Annotated in this window: 17 protein-coding genes; 4 read left to right on the forward strand and 13 right to left on the reverse strand. The window is 68.1% G+C overall.

The genetic code is table 11. From position 1 onward, the window contains the following. Positions 1 to 3: 3 nt before the first annotated feature. The 3 genes from phaR to phaC form a co-directional block, all read right to left on the reverse strand. Entirely contained in the window at positions 4 to 621 is a 618-nt protein-coding gene (gene phaR / locus LWW89_RS12765) for a polyhydroxyalkanoate synthesis repressor PhaR (protein ID WP_293264734.1), read from the reverse strand. A 177-nt stretch (positions 622 to 798) separates the two neighbouring features. Beyond that, on the reverse strand, positions 799 to 1,542 hold the full coding sequence (locus LWW89_RS12770; protein ID WP_293264736.1) for a beta-ketoacyl-ACP reductase: 744 nt from the start codon (positions 1,540 to 1,542) through the stop codon (positions 799 to 801). A 165-nt stretch (positions 1,543 to 1,707) separates the two neighbouring features. Further along, complete coding sequence (phaC, locus tag LWW89_RS12775; RefSeq protein ID WP_293264818.1) at positions 1,708 to 3,357, reverse strand: class I poly(R)-hydroxyalkanoic acid synthase; 1,650 nt, start codon at positions 3,355 to 3,357, stop codon at positions 1,708 to 1,710. A 363-nt stretch (positions 3,358 to 3,720) separates the two neighbouring features. Between phaC and LWW89_RS12780 the strand changes: the two genes are divergently transcribed. Next, entirely contained in the window at positions 3,721 to 3,963 is a 243-nt protein-coding gene (locus tag LWW89_RS12780) for a hypothetical protein (protein WP_293264738.1), read from the forward strand. Between the two features lie 154 nt (positions 3,964 to 4,117). Here LWW89_RS12780 and LWW89_RS12785 read toward each other — a convergent pair whose 3' ends face one another. The 3 genes from LWW89_RS12785 to rluD form a co-directional block, all read right to left on the reverse strand. Beyond that, positions 4,118 to 4,915: a ZIP family metal transporter gene (locus LWW89_RS12785; protein ID WP_293264740.1), complete on the reverse strand. Its 798-nt coding sequence runs from the start codon at positions 4,913 to 4,915 to the stop codon at positions 4,118 to 4,120. Between the two features lie 190 nt (positions 4,916 to 5,105). Continuing rightward, the gene (gene pgeF / locus LWW89_RS12790; RefSeq protein ID WP_293264742.1) at positions 5,106 to 5,852 is read right to left on the reverse strand and encodes a peptidoglycan editing factor PgeF; all 747 of its coding nucleotides are present in this window, start codon (positions 5,850 to 5,852) and stop codon (positions 5,106 to 5,108) included. Then, positions 5,839 to 6,795 carry a 23S rRNA pseudouridine(1911/1915/1917) synthase RluD gene (rluD, locus tag LWW89_RS12795; protein ID WP_293264820.1) on the reverse strand — a complete coding sequence of 319 codons (957 nt, stop codon included), beginning with the start codon at positions 6,793 to 6,795 and terminating at the stop codon, positions 5,839 to 5,841. Before rluD ends, pgeF begins: the two co-directional genes overlap by 14 nt. Before the next feature lie 163 nt (positions 6,796 to 6,958). Here rluD and LWW89_RS12800 point away from each other — a divergent pair, with 163 nt between their 5' ends. Continuing rightward, positions 6,959 to 7,780, forward strand: a complete 822-nt coding sequence (locus tag LWW89_RS12800; protein WP_293264744.1) for an outer membrane protein assembly factor BamD — start codon at positions 6,959 to 6,961, stop codon at positions 7,778 to 7,780. Between the two features lie 142 nt (positions 7,781 to 7,922). Here the strand turns inward: LWW89_RS12800 and fabF are convergent, their stop codons facing one another. Both fabF and LWW89_RS12810 read right to left on the reverse strand, forming a co-directional pair. After that, the gene (fabF, locus tag LWW89_RS12805; protein ID WP_293264746.1) at positions 7,923 to 9,236 is read right to left on the reverse strand and encodes a beta-ketoacyl-ACP synthase II; all 1,314 of its coding nucleotides are present in this window, start codon (positions 9,234 to 9,236) and stop codon (positions 7,923 to 7,925) included. Positions 9,237 to 9,363: 127 nt separating this feature from the next. Beyond that, complete coding sequence (locus tag LWW89_RS12810) at positions 9,364 to 9,873, reverse strand: helix-turn-helix domain-containing protein (protein WP_293264748.1); 510 nt, start codon at positions 9,871 to 9,873, stop codon at positions 9,364 to 9,366. 221 nt (positions 9,874 to 10,094) lie between these two features. On the opposite strand from LWW89_RS12810, the gene mdtD reads away from it, so the two are divergent. Further along, positions 10,095 to 11,537 carry a multidrug transporter subunit MdtD gene (mdtD, locus tag LWW89_RS12815; RefSeq protein WP_293264750.1) on the forward strand — a complete coding sequence of 481 codons (1,443 nt, stop codon included), beginning with the start codon at positions 10,095 to 10,097 and terminating at the stop codon, positions 11,535 to 11,537. A 233-nt stretch (positions 11,538 to 11,770) separates the two neighbouring features. Here mdtD and LWW89_RS12820 read toward each other — a convergent pair whose 3' ends face one another. Both LWW89_RS12820 and LWW89_RS12825 read right to left on the reverse strand, forming a co-directional pair. After that, positions 11,771 to 11,974, reverse strand: a complete 204-nt coding sequence (locus LWW89_RS12820) for a 4-oxalocrotonate tautomerase family protein (protein WP_293264752.1) — start codon at positions 11,972 to 11,974, stop codon at positions 11,771 to 11,773. A gap of 52 nt (positions 11,975 to 12,026) precedes the next feature. Next, a complete protein-coding gene (locus LWW89_RS12825) occupies positions 12,027 to 12,998 on the reverse strand; it encodes a DMT family transporter (RefSeq protein ID WP_293264754.1) in 972 nt (323 codons plus the stop codon). Positions 12,999 to 13,182: 184 nt separating this feature from the next. Here LWW89_RS12825 and LWW89_RS12830 point away from each other — a divergent pair, with 184 nt between their 5' ends. Beyond that, positions 13,183 to 14,079: a LysR family transcriptional regulator gene (locus LWW89_RS12830; protein ID WP_293264756.1), complete on the forward strand. Its 897-nt coding sequence runs from the start codon at positions 13,183 to 13,185 to the stop codon at positions 14,077 to 14,079. A gap of 36 nt (positions 14,080 to 14,115) precedes the next feature. Here LWW89_RS12830 and LWW89_RS12835 read toward each other — a convergent pair whose 3' ends face one another. The 3 genes from LWW89_RS12835 to LWW89_RS12845 all read right to left on the reverse strand — a co-directional run bounded on the left by LWW89_RS12835 (position 14,116) and on the right by LWW89_RS12845 (position 17,817). Continuing rightward, the gene (locus tag LWW89_RS12835; RefSeq protein WP_293264758.1) at positions 14,116 to 15,012 is read right to left on the reverse strand and encodes a methyl-accepting chemotaxis protein; all 897 of its coding nucleotides are present in this window, start codon (positions 15,010 to 15,012) and stop codon (positions 14,116 to 14,118) included. After that, on the reverse strand, positions 15,013 to 15,219 hold the full coding sequence (locus tag LWW89_RS12840) for a hypothetical protein (RefSeq protein WP_293264760.1): 207 nt from the start codon (positions 15,217 to 15,219) through the stop codon (positions 15,013 to 15,015). A gap of 198 nt (positions 15,220 to 15,417) precedes the next feature. Then, positions 15,418 to 17,817 (reverse strand): serine/threonine protein kinase, encoded by a 2,400-nt coding sequence (locus tag LWW89_RS12845; protein ID WP_293264762.1) that lies wholly within the window; start codon positions 17,815 to 17,817, stop codon positions 15,418 to 15,420. Positions 17,818 to 17,835 lie beyond the last annotated feature (18 nt).

Below are 17,835 nucleotides of genomic sequence, written 5' to 3' on the forward strand. Positions count from 1 at the left end.
GTTCTATCCTGCTTTTTCGGTTTTCTTGCCATCGGGCTTGTTGCCCGGGTTGGTTCCGGCGGCGCCGGGGGCTCCAGGCGCGCCGGGAGTCCCTGGAAAAGGAAAGCCGCCGCTGAACATGTTCCGCGTCTGGCTCTCGATCTGGGCCTGCATCTGCTGGAACATCTTCTTGCTCTGGTCCATGTAGGCCGACATCATGCTCTGCATGGCCGGCCCCTGGAAATTGAGGAACTGGGCCCACATGTCGGACTGCATCTGCTTGTTGTCGCCGTACATGGAGCGGGACTGCTCCTGCACCTTGCCCTGGAAGTCCACGAAGGCCCGCATGTTGGTTTCCAGGTACTTGCTCAACATCGCCTGCATGGCGTTGCCGTAGAAGCGGATCATCTGGGCCAGCACTTCGGTGGAGAAGATCGGCACGCCGCCGGTTTCCTCTTCCAGGATGATCTGCAGCAGGATGCTGCGGGTCAGGTCCTCGCCGCCCTTGGCGTCCACCACCTTGAATTCCTCGAAGCGCAGCACCAAGTCCTTGACGTCGGCCAAGGTGATGTAGGCGCTGGTCTTGGTGTCGTAGAGACGCCGGTTGGGGTACTTCTTGATCAGTCGAGTCTGGTCCGACATTAGGCAGGCTCCGGAGGGCAAGGGAGGAAAAGCGGACGGCGCCGAACGGCGCAGAAGACGCCAGGAAGCCGGCCGTTTTCGGGTCGATCGGTGCGAGCGGCGTAATTATCGGATTATACACAAAGCGAAAGCCCCGCCGGAGCGGGGCTTTCGTGCCATCAAAAAACAAGGCGGGGCTTACTGGTAGTAGAGGCCGCCGTTGATGTTGATGGTGGCGCCGGTGATGAAGCCGGCCAGGTCGGAGGCCAGGTAGGCACACAGGGCGCCGATCTCTTCGGGCTTGCCCAGGCGCTTCATCGGCACGGAGTCGACGATGGTCTGGAGGATCTCCGGCTTGATGGCCATGACCATCTTGGTGGCGACGTAGCCCGGGGCGATGGCGTTGACCGTCACGCCCTTGGCGGCCAGTTCCTGGGCCAGGGCCTTGGAGAAGCCGATCACGCCGGCCTTGGCGGCCGAGTAGTTGGACTGGCCGGCCTGGCCCTTGACGCCATTGACCGAGGAGATGTTGATGATCCGGCCCCAGCCGCGCTCGGCCATCTTGGCGGATACCTGGTGGGTGACGTTGAACAGGCTGTTCAGGTTGGTGTTGATCACCGCGTCCCACTGGCCCTTTTCCATCTTGGCGAAGAACTTGTCCCGGGTGATGCCGGCGTTGTTGACCAGGATATCCACCGGGCCCACCTTGGCTTCGACTTCGGCCACCATGGCCTGGCACGACGCGTAGTCGGACACGTCGCCGGCCACCGGCACGAAGTCCTTGAAGCCGGCCTCGGCCTGCTCCTTGAGCCACTCTTCCGGATTGTCGAACTGCGGGTGGTAGTTCGCTGCCACCTTGTAGCCTGCCTTCGCCAGTTCCTGGCAGACCGCCGAGCCGATGCCGCCCATGGCGCCAGTGACGAGTGCGATGCGTTGCGTCATTGCATTTCCTTCCTTGGTTATAGGTTCATCCCATCTGCACTGCTCATTGCCGCGGCCCTCGCGGGCCGCCGGCGTACTGCGGCTCCCGCCCCCGGGCGCGCCGGGGTCGGGAAAAACTTCAAATCGGGTGGCGTCGGCCCGGATCGGGCCGAACCGAGGCTGAAATCAGGCCTTTTCCTTGACGTAGCGCCCGGGGGCCGGCTCGATTTCGGCGTAGCCGTTGCCGCCGGCCTTCTTGGGCGCTGCCTTTTCGCCCCCCTTGAAGTCGGCCAGCCAGTCGGCCCAGTCGAGCCACCAGCTGCCCTTGTGCTCGGTGGCGCCGGCCAGCCAACCCAGGGCGTCGGCGGAAAGGTCGTCGCTCTTCCAGAAGCTACGCTTGTTTTTTGACGCCGGGTTTACCACGCCGGCGATATGGCCCGAGGCCCCCAGGACGAAGCGCTTCGGCCCGGACAGGAGGCGGGTGCTCTGGAAGGAGGACTGCCAGGGAACGATGTGGTCTTCCCGGGTGGCCAGGATGTAGACCGGCATGTCGAGCTTGCCCAGGTCCACCTTGACGCCGCACATGTCGAGCTTGCCCGGCACCCGCAGGGCGTTGTCCCGGTACATGTTGCGCAGGTACCAACAGGCCATGGGGCCCGGCAGGTTGGTGGAATCGCTGTTCCAGTAAAGCAGGTCGAAGGCGGCCGGCTTCTGGCCCTTCAGGTAGTTGTTGGCGACGTAGTTCCAGATCAGGTCGTTGGGACGCAGCGCCGAGAAGGTGGTGGACAGCTCCCGGGCCGAAAGCAGGCCGCCCCGGCCGATGGTGGCCTCCCAAGTGGAGATCAGCCGGTCGTCCACGAAGTGGGCCAGGTCGCCGGTATCGGAAAAATCGAGGAAGGTGGTGAGCAGAGTCAGGGAGGTGGCCGGGCTATCGCCCCGGGCCTTGAGCACAGCCAGGGCCGAGGTCAGCAGGGTGCCGCCGACGCAGAAGCCGAGCACGTTGAATTCCCGCACCTTGGCGACGCCGCGCACCGCCTCGATGGCGGCGATGGGGCCCTTTTCCAGGTAGTCGTTCCAGGAGAAGTGCCCCAGGTCGGCCTTGGGGTTGCGCCAGGAGACAAGGAACACGGTGTGCCCCTGTTCCACGGCGAAGCGCACCAGGGAATTGTCCGGCTGCAGGTCGAGAATGTAGTACTTGTTGATGCAGGGCGGCACGATCAGCAGCGGCCGCTTGCCCACCTTGGCGGTGAGGGGCTTGTACTGGATCAGCTGGATCAGTTCGTTCTCGAAGACGACGCTGCCCTCGCTGGTGGCGATGTTCTTGCCCACCTCGAAGACCGACTCGTCGGTCATGGAGATGCGGCCCTTTTCCAGGTCGCCGATCAGGTTGCGGATGCCGGTGGTGATGCTGGCCCCGTTGGTGGCCAGGGCCTGCTTGACGAATTCCGGGTTGGTGGCGGCAAAGTTGGACGGCGCCAGGGCGTCGGCGTACTGGCGGGCCATGAAGCGCAGCTTGTTCTTGGCCTTCTCGTCGTCGGTGGGCACCAGTTCCACCAGTTCCCGGACGAAGCGGGCATTGAGCAGGTAGGCTTGGCGCAGGTAATCGAAGAGCGGGCTTTCCGCCCATTCCGGCGCGGCGAAGCGCCGGTCGCCGGGTTCGGCCTCGACCCGGTAGGGCTCGGCCTCGGGTTTGCCGGCGGAAGTGGCCAGCATGGATTGCCACAGGCGGGCGTGGCGCTCCAGATGGTCTTTTTGCAGGGCGGCCAAGGCCTCGGCCTCGGGCCAGCGCGGGGCCGCTTCGGCCCCCTCCCCTCCCCCCGCCTGGGACGTCAGCAGGGTTTGCAATTGCTGTGTCGCGACCTGGCTCCATTGTTGGAACGGCGGCATGGCAAACGGAAAACCTTCCGGCCCTTTGAACATCGATTCGCTCCGGCTGAGGGCCCGCACGGAGGGTGCGGGGCAGGAATTTCATTCTGCATAGCCCGCCCGAAGCGTGTCAATGGCTATCGTCCGGAAATCGAGACAAAAGGCCAAAAGCCGCGACAGGAGCCACGGACCGGGCATCCGGGGCGGCTATAATCCCCCCTCGCCCGGCAGCCCGTTGGCTGCGCGGCCGTCCCGCCGCCCACCCCTCACGCGGCATGCGCCGCTCGGCCGCACAGGGGCGCACCTTCCCACCGATCACACGCAGAACACCAGATGTCCGTCACTCTCATCGTCGTCATCGGCTGGCTGTACGTGGCCACCCTGGCCGCCTTCACCGAACCGAGCGTGGTGGGCGGCATCATGACCTTCCTGCTCTTTGGCGCCCTGCCTTGCGGGCTGATCCTGTATTTCGCCGGCAGCAAGGTCCGCCGGCAACGCCGCCGCTACCAGGAGATGATGGCCGAGCGGGCGGCCCGGAACGACGCTCCGGACGAATCTCGGGACGGCAACGCCTAAACACCCGAGGCGCCTGAGCCCGCCCCAGCCGGACGGCAGCATTCGATTGGGAAGAAGATCGGCCCGGCCTAGGCCGGCAGGACCAACGGGCCGCAGAAAGCGCGCTACCGGCAATGCCGCGGCGGTCCGGAATGTCCGAATCCGCCGCCGTGCCTCACGCGTGGTCGACGAAGACGCGCACCAGGGCGATGGAGCCGATGCCCGCGCCGATCAGCAGCACCTGCTGCAAGGTGGCCTTGATCTCGGGCCGGCGGTGCAGCCCCGGGATCAGGTCGGCCACCGCCACGTAGAGCATGCTCGCCGCCGCCAGGGCGAGTAGCGAGGGCACCCACTCCTGCACTTCGGACAGGGCGTAGTAGGCCAGCAGGGCGCCGATCATGGTGGCCACGCCGGACAGGATGTTGAACCACAGGGCCTTGGCACGGCTGTAGCCGGAGTGGATCAGGACGACGAAGTCGCCCAGTTCCTGGGGAATCTCGTGGGCGATGATGGCGAAGGCCGTGACCAGGCCCACCGACGGGTTTTCCAGAAAGGCGGCGGCGATCAGGATGCCGTCGACGAAGTTGTGGAAGGTGTCGCCGATCAGGATCAGCAGGCCAGAGCGGCCATGGTCGTGCCCGTGGCCGTGGTGGGAAACGGCCGGATCGTGGGCCTCGCAGTCGTGGCCGGTGGCGTGGCCGTGGCAGTGGCGCCACAGGACCAGTTTTTCCAGGATGAAGAAGAGCAGGATGCCGCCCAGCACGGTGGCTGCCAGCCCATGGACGTCCCGGGTGTTTTCGATGGCGTGGGGCAGGATTTCCAGGAACACCGCGCCGAGCAGGGCGCCGATGGCGTAGGAGATCAGGTGGGGAACGGCCGAGGCCCGGGTGCCCATGCCGATGAGGGCCGCCGCAATGACCGACAGGATGCCGCCGGCAAAGCTCAGGGTAAGGATCCAGCCCAGGGAAGACATGGTGGCGACGCGGAAAAAGCCTGGGATTATACCCGCCCTGTTCCGCCCCCTCGGCGTATTTGTTAGCCGCCTACCTTTCCCCGGTGGGGCCGCCGGCGGGCGCGGCCGGCTGACACGATGAGGCTGGCGGACGATGCCGCGGCCCGGACAGGACGGCCTCGCGCACCGGCCGCCGGAGGATGAGTCCGGTTCAATCCAGCCAGATCAAGCTGGCCATGCGCCCAGTGCGCGCCTCGCGGCGGTAGGAAAAATAGCGGTCCACCTGGCCGAAGGTGCATTCCCCGCCGCCATAGACGCGGGTCACCCCGATCCGCCCCAGGCGCAGCCGGGCCAGGGCGTACAGGTTTGCCAGCCACTTGCCCGGGGCCCCGGGGGCGAAGGCCGCCGCCGCATCCCCGTCCTGGCCGACGAAGGCGGCGCGGACCTCGTCGCCGACCTCGAAGGCCGTGGGGCCGATGGCCGGCCCCAGCCAGGCCAGCACCCGTTCCGGTGCCGCGCCCATGGCCGCCACCGTCGCTTCGAGCACGCCCCCGGCCAGGCCCCGCCAGCCGGCGTGGGCCGCCGCCACCACGGTGCCGGCCTCGTCGCAGAACAGCACCGGCAGGCAGTCGGCGGTCATGATCGCCGCCACGCCGCCGCCCCCCGCCACCGAGCGGGCCAGGGCCGCGTCCGCCTCGCAGCCTTGGGCATCCTGCCCGGCCACGGCCACCCGGGTACCGTGCACCTGGGTCAGCCACAGGGGCTCGGCCGGCAGCCTGGCGTGTACCGACACCGCCTGGCGGTTGGCGAGCACCGCCCGGGGGTCGTCGCCCACGTGGTCGCCCAGGTTGAGGCTGGCATAGGGAGCGGCGCTGACCCCACCGTGGCGGGTCGTCTGCCAGGCATGGACGTTGGCGGGGGCCGGCCAGTCCGGTGCGAATCCTTCAGGGTGCGGCATGGCGCAGGGCCTCCAGCAAGGCGGTGAAGTCGTCGGGCAAGGGGCTCTCCCAGGCCATGGGCTGGCCGGTGGCGGGATGGATCAGCCCCAGGCGCCGGGCGTGCAGGGCCTGGCGGGGAAAATCCCGGGCGGCGGCGGGCAGGTTGGCCCGGCCCTGGCCGGTACCGTAGACCGGGTCCCCCACCAGGGGGTGGCCGATGTGGGCCAGATGCACCCGGATCTGGTGGGTGCGCCCGGTTTCCAGGGAGCACTCCACCAGGGTGGCGCCGGGCAGGCGCTCCAGCACCCGGTAATGGGTGATGCCGGGCTTGCCGCCGGGCACCACCGCCATCTTGATCCGTTGGGTGGGATGGCGGCCGATGGGAGCGTTCACCGTGCCCCCCGCGCCAATCGCCCCTTTCGCCAGGGCGGCGTATTCCCGTTTGACGGTGCGGGCCTGGAGCTGGCGCACCAGGTCGGTCTGGGCTTCCAGGGTCTTGGCCACCACCATCAGCCCCGAGGTTTCTTTGTCCAGGCGGTGCACGATGCCCGCCCGGGGCAGGGCGGCGGCGCCGGGGTGGTGGTGCAGCAGGGCGTTGAGCAGGGTGCCGCTCCAGTTGCCGGCGGCCGGATGGACCACCAGCCCGGCGGGCTTGTCCACCACCAGCAGGTGGGCGTCCTCGTACACCACCGCCAGGGGAATCGCCTCGGGAGCGAACGCCTGTTGCTCGGGCAGGGGCGCGGCCGCCAGGCGCAGGGCCTCGCCGCCCCGCACCTTGCGTTTGGGCTCGTCCACCGTGACCCCGTCCAGGGTCGCCAGGCCCTCCTTGATCCAGGCTTGCAGGCGGCCCCGGGAGTGCTGGGGCAGCAGCCGGGCCAGGACCTGGTCGAGGCGCAGGCCGGCGCATTCCGCCGGAATGGTCAGGGCCGTGGCCTCGCCGACACTGGCATTGGCGGGGACGATGGCGGCGGCGCCATCGGCATCGTCGTCCTCATCCTCGGCCAGCAGCGGGGCTGCGCTATAATCGCCGCGATCTTCAATCGGCTGGCCGCTCCCCTCGCCTTCGGCGGGATGCGGCTCTCGGGAATTCTCGGAAAGGCTCAATTTAGTGGAACGCGTGGAACACATGGCCCGGAGTGTAACGACAAAATCCCTGGCCCGGATGGCGGCCGTCGCCCTGGTGGCCCTGGCCAGCCTCACCGCCGGCTGCGGCCTGCTGCCCGAAGTGAAGGACGAGACCCTGGGCTGGTCGGCCAACAAGCTCTATAGCGAAGCCAAGGATTCCATGAACGACGGCGCCTGGGACAAGGCGATCAAGCTGTTCGAGAAGCTCGAGGCCCGCTACCCCTACGGCCGCTACGCCCAGCAGGCCCAGATCGAAGTGGCCTACGCCTACTTCAAGAGCGGCGAACAGGCGTCGGCCATCGCCGCCTGCGACCGCTTCATCAAGCTCCACCCCAGCCACCCCAACGTGGATTACATGTATTACCTGAAGGGTCTGGCCAGCTTCAACGACGACCTGGGGGTGATGGGCCACGTCAGCATGCAGGACGAGACCGAGCGCGACCCCAAGGGCATGCGCGAGGCCTTCGACGCCTTCCGCCAGCTGGCGATCCGCTTCCCCGACAGCAAGTACACCCAGGACGCGGTGCTGCGCATGAAGTACCTGGTGAACGCCATGGCCTCCAACGAGGTGCACGTGGCCCGCTACTACATGAAGCGGGGCGCCTACCTGGCGGCGGTGAACCGGGCCCAGTCGGCGGTGCTCAACTATCCCGACGCACCGGCCATCGAGGAAGCCCTGTTCATCATGGTCAAGGGCTACGACAGCATGGGCATGACCGACCTGCGCGACGACGCGGAACGGGTGATGAAGAAGAACTTCCCCAACAGCACCTATTACGCCCAGGGCCTGGACCGCAAGGTGCCCTGGTGGAAGCTGTGGTGAGAACGGCCATTGCCCGCCCGACCCACGCCTGACGGCGGGTCGGAGCAAGCGATGCAAAAATCCCCCCGGTGCGAACCGGGGGGATTTTTTTGTGCCATGCCGCCGCGCTCATCAGGCGTCCGGCGGCCCGCACCACTTGCCGTCACTCCGCCAGGCGTTTGAAGATCAGGCAGGCGTTGGTGCCGCCGAAACCGAAGGAATTGGACAGGGCATAGTCCACCCGGCGGCGCTTGGCCTCGCCCGGCACCAGGTCCAGGCCGGCGCACTCGGGCGACGGGGTTTCCAGGTTGCGGGTGGGAGGCACGATCTGGTCGCGCAGGGCGAGAACCGACAGGATCGCCTCCACGCTGCCCGCCGCACCGAGCAGGTGGCCCATGGACGACTTGGTCGAGGAGATCGACAGGCCACCGCTCCGGGCATGGTCGCCGAACACCCGCAGGATGGCGGCGATCTCCGCCAGGTCGCCGGCGTGGGTCGAGGTGGAATGGGCGTTGAGGTAATCCACCGCCGCCGGGGCGATGCCGGCGCGGCGCAGGGCCGCCGCCATGGCCCGGGCCGCCCCGTCGCCGTCTTCCGGGGGCGAGACGATGTGGTAGGCATCGCCGGAAATGCCGTAGCCCACCACTTCGGCGTAGATGTGGGCGCCGCGCCGGCGGGCGTGGTCGTAATCCTCCAGCACCACGATGCCGCTGCCCTCGCCCATGACGAAGCCGTCCCGGGCCACGTCCCAGGGGCGCGAGGCCCGCTCCGGGTCGTCGTTGAAGGCGGTGGACAGGGCCCGGGCGGCGGCGAAGCCGGCCATGCCCAGTTCGCAGATGGCCCCTTCGGTGCCGCCGGCCACCATCACGTCGGCGTCGTCCAGGGCGATCATCCGCGCCGCATCGCCGATGGCGTGGGCGCCGGAGGCGCAGGCCGTGACCGCGGCGTGGGTCGGGCCGCGAAAGCCATGGTTGATGGCAATGTGCCCCGCCGCCAGGTTGATCAGGCTGGAGGGGATGAAGAAGGGCGAGATGCGCCGCGCCGACGAACGCTCCAGGGTACGGGCCGCTGCCTCGATGGCCGGCAGGCCGCCGATGCCGGCGCCGACCATGACCCCGGTGCGGTTGCGCGACTCCACGTCGTCGGGCCGCCAGGCCGCGTCCTCGATGGCCTCATGGGCCGCCGCCAGGGCGTAGAGGATGAAGGCATCCATCTTTTTCAATTCCTTGGCGTCGGCCCATTCGGTGGGATCGAAGCCCCCGTCGGCGCGCTTGCCTTCGGGCAGCTGGCCGGCGATCTTGCTGTTGAGGTTGGCCGTGTCGAAGCGCTCGACCCGACGCACGCCGCTCTTGCCGGCCAGCAGGTTGGTCCAGGTAGGCGTGACCCCCACCCCCAGAGGGGTCGCCAGGCCCAGGCCGGTGACGACGACGCGGCGCAGGCCGAGGGGATGGGGCAGCACGTGGGCGGATTGGCTCATGCAGGAGTCTCGCAAAGAAAGGTGGGTAGGCCGCGCCGGCATAGGGCGCCCGGGCGGAAGCAGCGGAGAACGCTGGGAAGGCAGTGGCAGCCGGAAAGATGGAGGGAGGGAGGCAAAGGGAGCCAGGTCAGTCGCCCGCCCCACCTTCCCACAGGGCCCGCACCTGGGCCGCCCGGGCCTCGACCCGGGCGGTGGCCGCCGGGCCGGGCCGCAGGCGCACCCGGTCCACGGTGATCGGCTGGCCGGTGCGCCGGTCCACCACCTGGGATTCGATGACGTGGCCGTCCCCCGGCGTCACCTGCTGCACGGCCAGCCCGTCCGGGGTCAGGTACTTGTTGCCCCAGTCGAACAGCACCACCAGCACGGGAAAGAGGTCGGCCCCCATGGGGGTCAGCAGGTATTCGCAGCGGGGCGGCCGGTCGCTGTAGTTGCGCCGCTCCAGCAGCCCCCGCTCCACCAGGTGCTTGAGGCGGCGGGTCAGGGTGTTGGTGGGAATACCCAGGCTTTGCTGGAACTCGTCGAAGCGCCGGCAGCCCTGGAAGGCGTCCCGCAGGATGAGGAGGCTCCAGGATTCGCCGATGCAGCTCAGGGCCCGGGCGGTGGGGCACTCCATGGAATCGAAGCTGGTGGTGCGCATGGGGCGGAGCCTAATCAAGTAACTTCAAATATGCAAGCAAATATCCGAACGGCTCATCCTGGCCCGCGCACCCGCCACCAGGCGACGTCCTGGCGGGGGCGCGGGATAATGGATAGGCGGCAGCCGCAGCCCCGCCGGCCGCCTTCACGGCAGGGGGCGAACCCGCGTCCCGGGTGCCTGTCCCACCAGGCAGCCGCCCCGCAATACAACAACAACGCACCATGACACCCCCCAACGCCTCCGTTCCCGCCACCCCGCCCCACTCCCCACGCCTGCTGCTGTGGCTGGTGGCCATCGGCTTCTTCATGCAGACCCTGGACGCCACCATCGTCAACACGGCCCTGCCGGCCATGGCGGAAAGCCTGGGGGAAAGCCCCCTGCGCATGCAGTCGGTGGTGATCGCCTACGCCCTGACCATGGCCATGCTGATCCCGGCCTCGGGCTGGCTGGCGGACCGCTTCGGCACCCGGCCGACCTTCATCGGCGCCATCGCCCTGTTCGTCGTCGGATCGGTGCTATGCGCCCTCTCCCCCAACCTGAGCCTGCTGGTGGCGGCCCGGGTGGTGCAGGGGCTGGGCGGGGCGCTGCTCCTGCCGGTGGGCCGGCTGGCGGTGCTGCGCACCTTTCCCGGGGAAAAATTCCTGCCGGCCATGAGCTTCGTCACCATCCCCGGGCTGATCGGCCCCCTGCTCGGCCCGCCCCTGGGCGGTTGGCTGTCGGAGGCGGTGTCGTGGCACTGGATTTTCCTCATCAACGTGCCGGTGGGCCTGGTGGGCTTCTTCGCCACCCTGGCGGTGATGCCCGACATCCGCGGCCGCTCGCCGGACCGCTTCGACCTGGCCGGCTATCTGCTGCTGGCCCTGGGCATGGTGCTGATCTCCCTGGCCCTGGACGGAGTGTCCGAACTGGGACTGCGCCGCGCCACGGTGCTGGTGATGCTGGTGGCGGGCTTCGCCGCCCTGGCCGCCTACTGGCTGCGGGCGGCGCGCCATCCCCAGCCCCTCTTTCCGCCCCGGCTGTTCCACGTCCCCACCTTCAGCGTCGGCCTGCTCGGCAACCTGTTCGCCCGCCTGGGCAGCGGCAGCATGCCCTACCTGATTCCCCTGCTGCTCCAGGTAAACCTGGGCTTTTCCCCCAGCGAATCGGGCTTGATGATGATCCCGGTGGCGGCGGCCGGCATCTTTACCAAACGCCTGATCACCCCGTTGATCCAGTATTACGGCTACCGCCGCATCCTGGTGGGCAACACCTTCCTGCTCGGCCTGGCCATGGCCAGCTTCGCCTGGATCGCTCCGGGAGAGCCGACCTGGCTGCGTTTCTTGCAGCTGGTGTTCTTCGGCATGGTCAATTCGGCCCAGTTCACCGCCATGAACACAGTGACCCTGAAGGACCTGGATTCGACCCTGGCCAGCGGCGGCAACAGCCTGTTGTCGATGGTGATGATGCTGTCCATGAGCATGGGCGTGGCCTGCGCCGGGGCGATCCTGGACATTTTTTCCGACCTGCTCGCCGCGGGCGGCCCCGGCACCGCCCAGCCGGCCTTCCAGGCCACCTTCGCCACCATGGGGCTGATGACCACCCTGTCGGCGGCCATCTTCTGGCAACTGACCCCCGCCACCCCGCACCGCCCCGGGGAGCGCAGCGCGGCGGCCGATCTGGAATGACCCGGGACCAAACCCCGCGCCAGTAGCCGGGTTTCAGCCTGCCTACGCGGAAAGCCGCGCCAGTGCTTGATCTTCGCGGCAGCACTACCAGGATCGAGCACTGGCGCGGCTTTTCAGCCTAGGCATTCAGCGATTCCACAAACGCCGACGCCCCGCATGGCGGGGCGTCGAATGGGCTATGCCCGCAACGCGGTCATGGACCGGCCGTCACGGCATCGGCAGTCGAGAACGGCTCATTGCCCCTTCTGCCGGCGCACCGTCACGGTTTCTCCAGCGATGCCCCAGTTGTCGGTATTCACCTCGTCGATCACCACCACCGTGGTGGCCGGGTTCTTGCCCATCACCTCCTGGAGCAGCTTGGTGGCGCCGGCAATCAGGGCCGCCTTCTTTTCCGGGGTGACGTTCTCGTTGGTGATCTTGATGTTGACGTAGGGCATGGTCGTTCTCGCGGGGTGGTGAAAAAGAAGGACTGGGATTGGGTGCTGTCCGTCAGGCCCGGGCCCGGGACTGGAGCGGCACCGACCCGGCGGCCGGGGCAGAGGCCACCGGTAGCGGCCGGGAGGCCAGGAAGGCGCCCAGGGACACGGACAGGAGGCCGGAGGCCAGCCACACGGTAAGCGGCTCGTCGAGCAGGGGCACCGCCAGCAGGCCGGCCAGCACCGGCACCAGGGCGATCAAGGCCGCCACCCGGGACGGGCCGAGGATCGACACCGCCCGCAGGTACAGCACCATGGCCAGGATGGCCGGGCCGATCCCCTGGTAGAGGGCCTGGAGCACCAGGGTAGACCAGGGCACCGCGTCGAGGGCCTTGGGCAGGAACAGCACGTACACCGGCAGGTAGAGGATGGCCGAGCCGATGGCGATGAAGCGGGTCAGGAGCCAGGGCTCGAAGCCCCAGCGCTTGGCCAGCATGCCGAACACCGCCCAGGTCAGGGACGCGGCGAACACCAGCCCGTCGCCGGCGAGCATGGCCGGGGACCAGTTGCCCGAGAGGATCGGCACCGCCACCAGGCTCACCCCGGCGGCGATACAGGCGTAGCCCGCCATGCGCGGCGCCGAGGGCTTTTCGCCGGCCAGCCACCAGGACAACACCGCCGCCAGAAACGGCTGCAAGCCCGGGATGAGGATCGCCCCATGGGCCGCCGGCACGCTCTTGAAGCCGGAATAGGCCAGCACGCCGAAGCCCACGCCGCCGATGGCGGCCAGAATCCACAGGCGCTTGTTGCCCCAGGCCTGGGCCGGCAGCCGGGCGGCGAACAGGAACAGCAGCAGCGCCGCCGTACCCAGGCGCAGGGCCAGGATGTCGAAGCCGGTCAGGGCGCTCTTGCCGCCCAGGCGCGAGATCAGGATGAAGCCGGTCCAGATCGCCACGGTGCCGATGGCCGCCAGGTAGCCGGCGCGGTGGGACGCCCCGGCGTGGGTGTAGGCGCCGGCGGCGGGGATTGCGGAAGGTTGGGCCATGGTCGGGCTCTCGTCGGTGCTCGATGCCGCGCCGGGGTTGGGGTCGGGGCACCAGGGTTGGGGTCGGGGAACAGTGGTCTTGACGGCGGCTTAACGGTCTTGTCAGGTTCGTAGCCTAGGTGGGATTGTCGTTCACGTAAAATGAATTAATATGAACGAACCAATCCTATTTTGAGATTAACCCATGGACCTGGACGACCTGAACATCTTCCTCACCGTGGTCCGCGAAGGCGGCGTCACCCGGGCGGCGGCCCAACTGCACCGGGTGCAATCCAACGTCACCACCCGCATTCAGCAACTGGAAGAACGGCTGGGCGTGGATTTGTTCGTGCGCGAAGGCCGGCGCATGAGTCCGTCCCCCGCCGGCCAGGTGCTGGTGGATTATGCCGAGCGGCTGCTCAACCTGGCCGACGAGGCCCGGGCCGCAGTGAGCGACCGCACGCCCCGGGGGCGGCTGCGCCTGGGGTCCATGGAAAGCACCGCCGCCACCCGTCTGCCGCCCCGGCTGGCCGACTTCCACGGCCGCCATCCCGGCGTCCAGCTCGAACTGCGCACCGGCCCCACCGGCCGACTGATCGCCGAGGTGCTCGACGGCACTCTGGATTGCGCCCTGGTGAGCGGCCCGGTGGACGACCTGCGCCTCAACGCGGTGCCGGTGTTCGAGGAAGAACTGGTGATCGTGGCCGCCGCCTGCCACCCGCCGATCGTCGACGCCCGGGACGTGCGCACCCGCACCCTGCTCACCTTCGAGGCGAGCTGCGCCTACCGGCAACGGCTGGAACAGTGGCTGGCCGCCTCGGGTCCGGCCCCGGTGGTGCCGGAGCGGGTGGTGGAACTATCGTCCTACCACGCCATGCTCGGCTGCGTCGCCTCGGGCATGGGCATCGCTCTGGCCCCGCGCAGCCTGCTGGCCAGTCTGCCCAGCGGCAACAGCGTATCGGCCCACCCCTTGCCGCCCCACCTGGGGCGCACCACCACCGTGCTGATCCGGCGTAACGGCATCCCCCACCCAGCGGTGGACGCCATGGCCGAGGCCCTGCTGGCCCCGCCGCCGGCGCCCCGCCTCGCCGCCGTGGCCTGAGGGGGGCTTTCAGCCCCCCCTGGCCTGCGCCGGCCGTCAGGCGCCGGACGATGCGGAAGCGGCCCGCGCCATCGTCTCCAGGCACTCGATGACCTTGAGGCTGGCCGCCTCCATGGCCGCCAGGGCCTGATTGGACGCCTCCGGGCTGCCGCCCAGGTGGGAGCGCACCGCCTCCACCCCGTTGCTGTGCACCGCCGCGTGGAAGGGTTCCACCTCCCGGTAGCCGGGCAGGTGGGAAAAACAGGCCGCGCCGTCGCCCTCGTAGTACCACTTGCCGAGGCGGCAGTGGTGGTGGCTGGCGAAGTCGGTGTCGTCCTTGTCGCTGAGCCCCATCAGGACCTTGTAGATTTCCATCTTGAACACCAGATGGTCCACCTTGGCGGTTTCCGCGAAGCTGCTCAGGGCCACCGTGGACACCGCCCGGCTCAGGGCCTGGGAAATGTGTTGCAGGGTGTCGATGTTGGCCAGGGCTTCCTGGCTGTCCTGGGAAAAGCCCTGGCGCTGCTCCGCCGTGATGTCGAGGTGGGATTCCACCTGCTCGGTCCCCTGATGGACGCCTTCCACCAGCCGGGAAATCTGGGCGGTGGCCTGGCTGGTGCGTTCGGCCAGTTTGCGCACCTCGTCGGCGACCACGGCGAAGCCCCGGCCCGCCTCCCCGGCCCGGGCCGCCTCGATGGCGGCATTGAGGGCCAGCAGATTGGTCTGCTCGGCAATCTCCCGGATGAGTTGGAGAAAGCCGCCGATTTCCGTGGTGCGCGCACTCAGGCTGACCACGGCGCTGCTGGTCAGCTGGCTCTTGTCCACCAGCAGCTTGAGGCTGCCGTCGAGGCGGTTGACGGCGTCCACGCTGCGATCGACCGAGGCCGTCGCCTCCTGGGAAACGGTCCGCTCCTCCTTCATCGACGCGGCCAGGCCGGCCAGGGACTGCTGCACCTACTTGAGAGAATCGGCGAAGGTGCTCAGATTCTGGTGCATTCCGTCCGAATGCCGGGCGGAACGCTGGATGCTGGCCAGCTGGGCCTGGCTCTCCGCCAGCTCCTGGCGCAGTGCCGCCGCTTCCCGCTCCCGTTCGTCGAGGCGGGCTTCCAGAGTGGCGATGGTTTGTTGTTCCCGCAGCAGGCGCTTTGATGCTCCGAACATGAAGTTATGCTCCGTGGCAATTCCACCCGACTATGTCGAAGATATTTTTGCAGGCCATTATGCCGAAGCATGGGCGGGAGCGAGTCGAAACGTGACTCCGGAACGTGACGCCAGAAAGCATCACCAGAAAGTGCCACTGGAAATGCAACGGGCGCGCCAAGGCGCGCCCGCAGGACGGGAGGACGGTTCCCGTGCCCCTCAGCCCACCGACTGCTTGATCGCCAGCACCGCCTGGTTGCGCAAGGTGCGCAGCAGGGACAGTTCCTTGTCCGGGATGACGATGTCGCCGGCCCGGTCCTTGTCGGCGTAGATCAGGGCCACCGGGTTGTGGCGGATGTTGAGGGGGAAGATGACGAAGGAGCGGGCCGAGACAGCCTTGTGGAACCATTCCGGAATGCGCGGGGCGATCTTCGGGTCCTCGGTGTCGGTGATGAGGATGTCCACGCCGTTGGTCAGGGCCGCCTGGAAGATGTCCTGGTGCTTGCCCACCGGGAAGCGGAAGGCCTTGGCCACCTCGGTGGCGTCCGGGCCGAAGCCGTAGCGTCCCTGCATCATGCCGGTGCGGGCATCCTTGATCGACAGGATGACGCGCTTGAAGCCCATGGCCCGGTACATGGTCTCCAGGATGATGCGCAGCACGTCGTTGAGCTTGAAGTCTTCCACCAGGGTGTTGGAAATATCCTGGATGCCGGCGGTGAGGATGGCCTGGGCATTGGCCGCGTTGTAGGCCTCGCCGTCGCTCCCGTCCCCGTCGGGCAGCACCGCGTTGTCGGCCAGCACCGCCCCGGGCAGGGTGCCCAGTTCGGTGACCGTTTCGCCGCTGCCGACGGTGCCGCCGCTCCAGGCGCGGATCTGGCGGCCGAACACGGTCTGTTGCAGGTTGAGGCGGATGATGGTGGCAAATTCGGCCACCTGGACGAAGGAGCGTTCCAGGGTCTCCCGCACTGCCTTGTCGTCCAGGTCGATGCCGGCGGCGAAGCGGGCCGCCACCTTGCGCAGCTCGCTCTGGCGCCGTTCCGGCGGCGTGGCGGCGATCACGTTGCAGATTTCGTTGGAATAGGCCGACAGCAGCCGCAGCCGGTCCTCAGCGGAATTGGGCCGGCGCACGCTGCCCGGCGGCAGGGAGCGCATGCTGCCGACGATCAGGGTGGGAAAGCCCCAGGTGCGCGCCACGCCAATGCCCAGTTCCTCGTAGGACAGGCCCAGCACCCTGATCGAGGCGGCCTCCTCCGAGATGGCCTGCTGCTGCATGGCTTTCTTGATCTCGTCGCTTTCCTCGGGGAAGTAGTACTGGGTGAGCAGCCGCCCCAGGTTGTGGAACATGGCGCAGATGAACGCCTGCTCCACCTCCCGGTGGCCCGCCACTTCGGGGCGGTGGTGGGCGATGTCCCGGGCGATGATGGCCGCCAGGTTGGCGCGCAGGAACTCTTCCTTGAGCTGCTGGGCGTTGGCCTTGTTTTGCAGGTGCTCGAAGAGCAGCACGGTGACGGCGATGTTGCGCACCGCGTCGAAGCCCAGGACGATCACCGCCCGGGACACGGTGCTGATGTTGCCGCCGCCCGAGGTGCGGTAGGCCGCCGAGTTCACCAGGCGCAGGATCTTGTTGGTGAGGGAGAAGTCCTTGAGGATGGTGGAGGACAGCTTGGCGACGCTCTCCCGCTCCGAATCGGCGATCTTGTTGATCGCCGACACCGATTCGGACAGGGCCGGGAAGTCGCTCTTGTGGCGCATCCGGCGCAGCAGGAAATCCAGGGTGCTTTGCTTGGCGTCTGCCGCGGCGCTGGCCTCGGACTCGGGGGACAGGTAAGCGTCCAGGGCCTGGCGAAAGGCGGCCGCCGACTCGAAGCGGTCCAGCGGGTCCCGGGCGGTGGCCCGGTAGAGGATGTCCGCCAGGCGCTCGTCCACCGCCAGCCCGTCGGGCAGGCGCAAGTCGTCGTTGCAGATGCGCTCCATCACCCGGTTCACGTCCACGCCCTGGAAGGCGCGGAAGCCGGTGAGCAGCTCGAACAGCACCAGGCCGGCGGCGAACACGTCCACACCTGGAGACACGGTGCGGTGAGCGATGTACTCCGGCGCCATATAGGCCGGGGTGCCGCTCAGGCCGCCGTCCCGGGCCGCGTCGGCGCGCATGGCGATGCCGAAGTCCATGACCCGGGGCGTGCCTTTGCCGTCGTGTTCGTCGATCAGGATGTTGGACGGTTTCAAGTCCCGGTGGATCACCCCGGCCTCGTGGGCGTGGGCCAGGGCGTCGAGCACGGCCCGCACCAGAGCGGCGGCCTTCGGGGCGGCCATGGCTCCCTTTTCCGCCAGCAGGCGGGTCAGGGTGGTGCCCGGCACGTATTCGAACACCAGGAAGATGTCGCCGCCTTCTTCCCCCGCCTCGAACACCGGCACCAGGTTGGGATGGCGCAGCCGCCCCACGGAGCGGGCCTCTTCCAGCAGCCGGCGGTTCTGCTCCGGGTCCGGCGTGGAAAAGTGCAGGGTCTTGATGGCGATGTCCCGTTCCAGGTGGGGATCCCACGCCAGGTAGACGACGCTCTGGGCTCCTCTCCCCAGTTCCCGCTTGATCTGGAAGCGACCGATTTTTTCTGTTGTCATGATGTAGGGCTTAATCGC

The sequence above is a fragment of the Oryzomicrobium sp. genome (assembly GCF_021287045.1).
GTDB lineage: Bacteria > Pseudomonadota > Gammaproteobacteria > Burkholderiales > Rhodocyclaceae > Oryzomicrobium.

Bases quoted from the DNA above. Each gene is read 5' to 3' on its own strand.
- phaR (WP_293264734.1), bottom strand. From the start codon at position 621: ATGTCGGACCAGACTCGACTGATCAAGAAGTACCCCAACCGGCGTCTC.
- LWW89_RS12770 (WP_293264736.1), bottom strand. From the start codon at position 1,542: ATGACGCAACGCATCGCACTCGTCACTGGCGCCATGGGCGGCATCGGC.
- LWW89_RS12780 (WP_293264738.1), top strand. From the start codon at position 3,721: ATGTCCGTCACTCTCATCGTCGTCATCGGCTGGCTGTACGTGGCCACC.
- LWW89_RS12785 (WP_293264740.1), bottom strand. From the start codon at position 4,915: ATGTCTTCCCTGGGCTGGATCCTTACCCTGAGCTTTGCCGGCGGCATC.
- pgeF (WP_293264742.1), bottom strand. From the start codon at position 5,852: ATGCCGCACCCTGAAGGATTCGCACCGGACTGGCCGGCCCCCGCCAAC.
- LWW89_RS12800 (WP_293264744.1), top strand. From the start codon at position 6,959: ATGGCCCGGAGTGTAACGACAAAATCCCTGGCCCGGATGGCGGCCGTC.
- fabF (WP_293264746.1), bottom strand. From the start codon at position 9,236: ATGAGCCAATCCGCCCACGTGCTGCCCCATCCCCTCGGCCTGCGCCGC.
- LWW89_RS12810 (WP_293264748.1), bottom strand. From the start codon at position 9,873: ATGCGCACCACCAGCTTCGATTCCATGGAGTGCCCCACCGCCCGGGCC.
- mdtD (WP_293264750.1), top strand. From the start codon at position 10,095: ATGACACCCCCCAACGCCTCCGTTCCCGCCACCCCGCCCCACTCCCCA.
- LWW89_RS12820 (WP_293264752.1), bottom strand. From the start codon at position 11,974: ATGCCCTACGTCAACATCAAGATCACCAACGAGAACGTCACCCCGGAA.
- LWW89_RS12825 (WP_293264754.1), bottom strand. From the start codon at position 12,998: ATGGCCCAACCTTCCGCAATCCCCGCCGCCGGCGCCTACACCCACGCC.
- LWW89_RS12830 (WP_293264756.1), top strand. From the start codon at position 13,183: ATGGACCTGGACGACCTGAACATCTTCCTCACCGTGGTCCGCGAAGGC.
- LWW89_RS12840 (WP_293264760.1), bottom strand. From the start codon at position 15,219: ATGTTCGGAGCATCAAAGCGCCTGCTGCGGGAACAACAAACCATCGCC.
- LWW89_RS12845 (WP_293264762.1), bottom strand. From the start codon at position 17,817: ATGACAACAGAAAAAATCGGTCGCTTCCAGATCAAGCGGGAACTGGGG.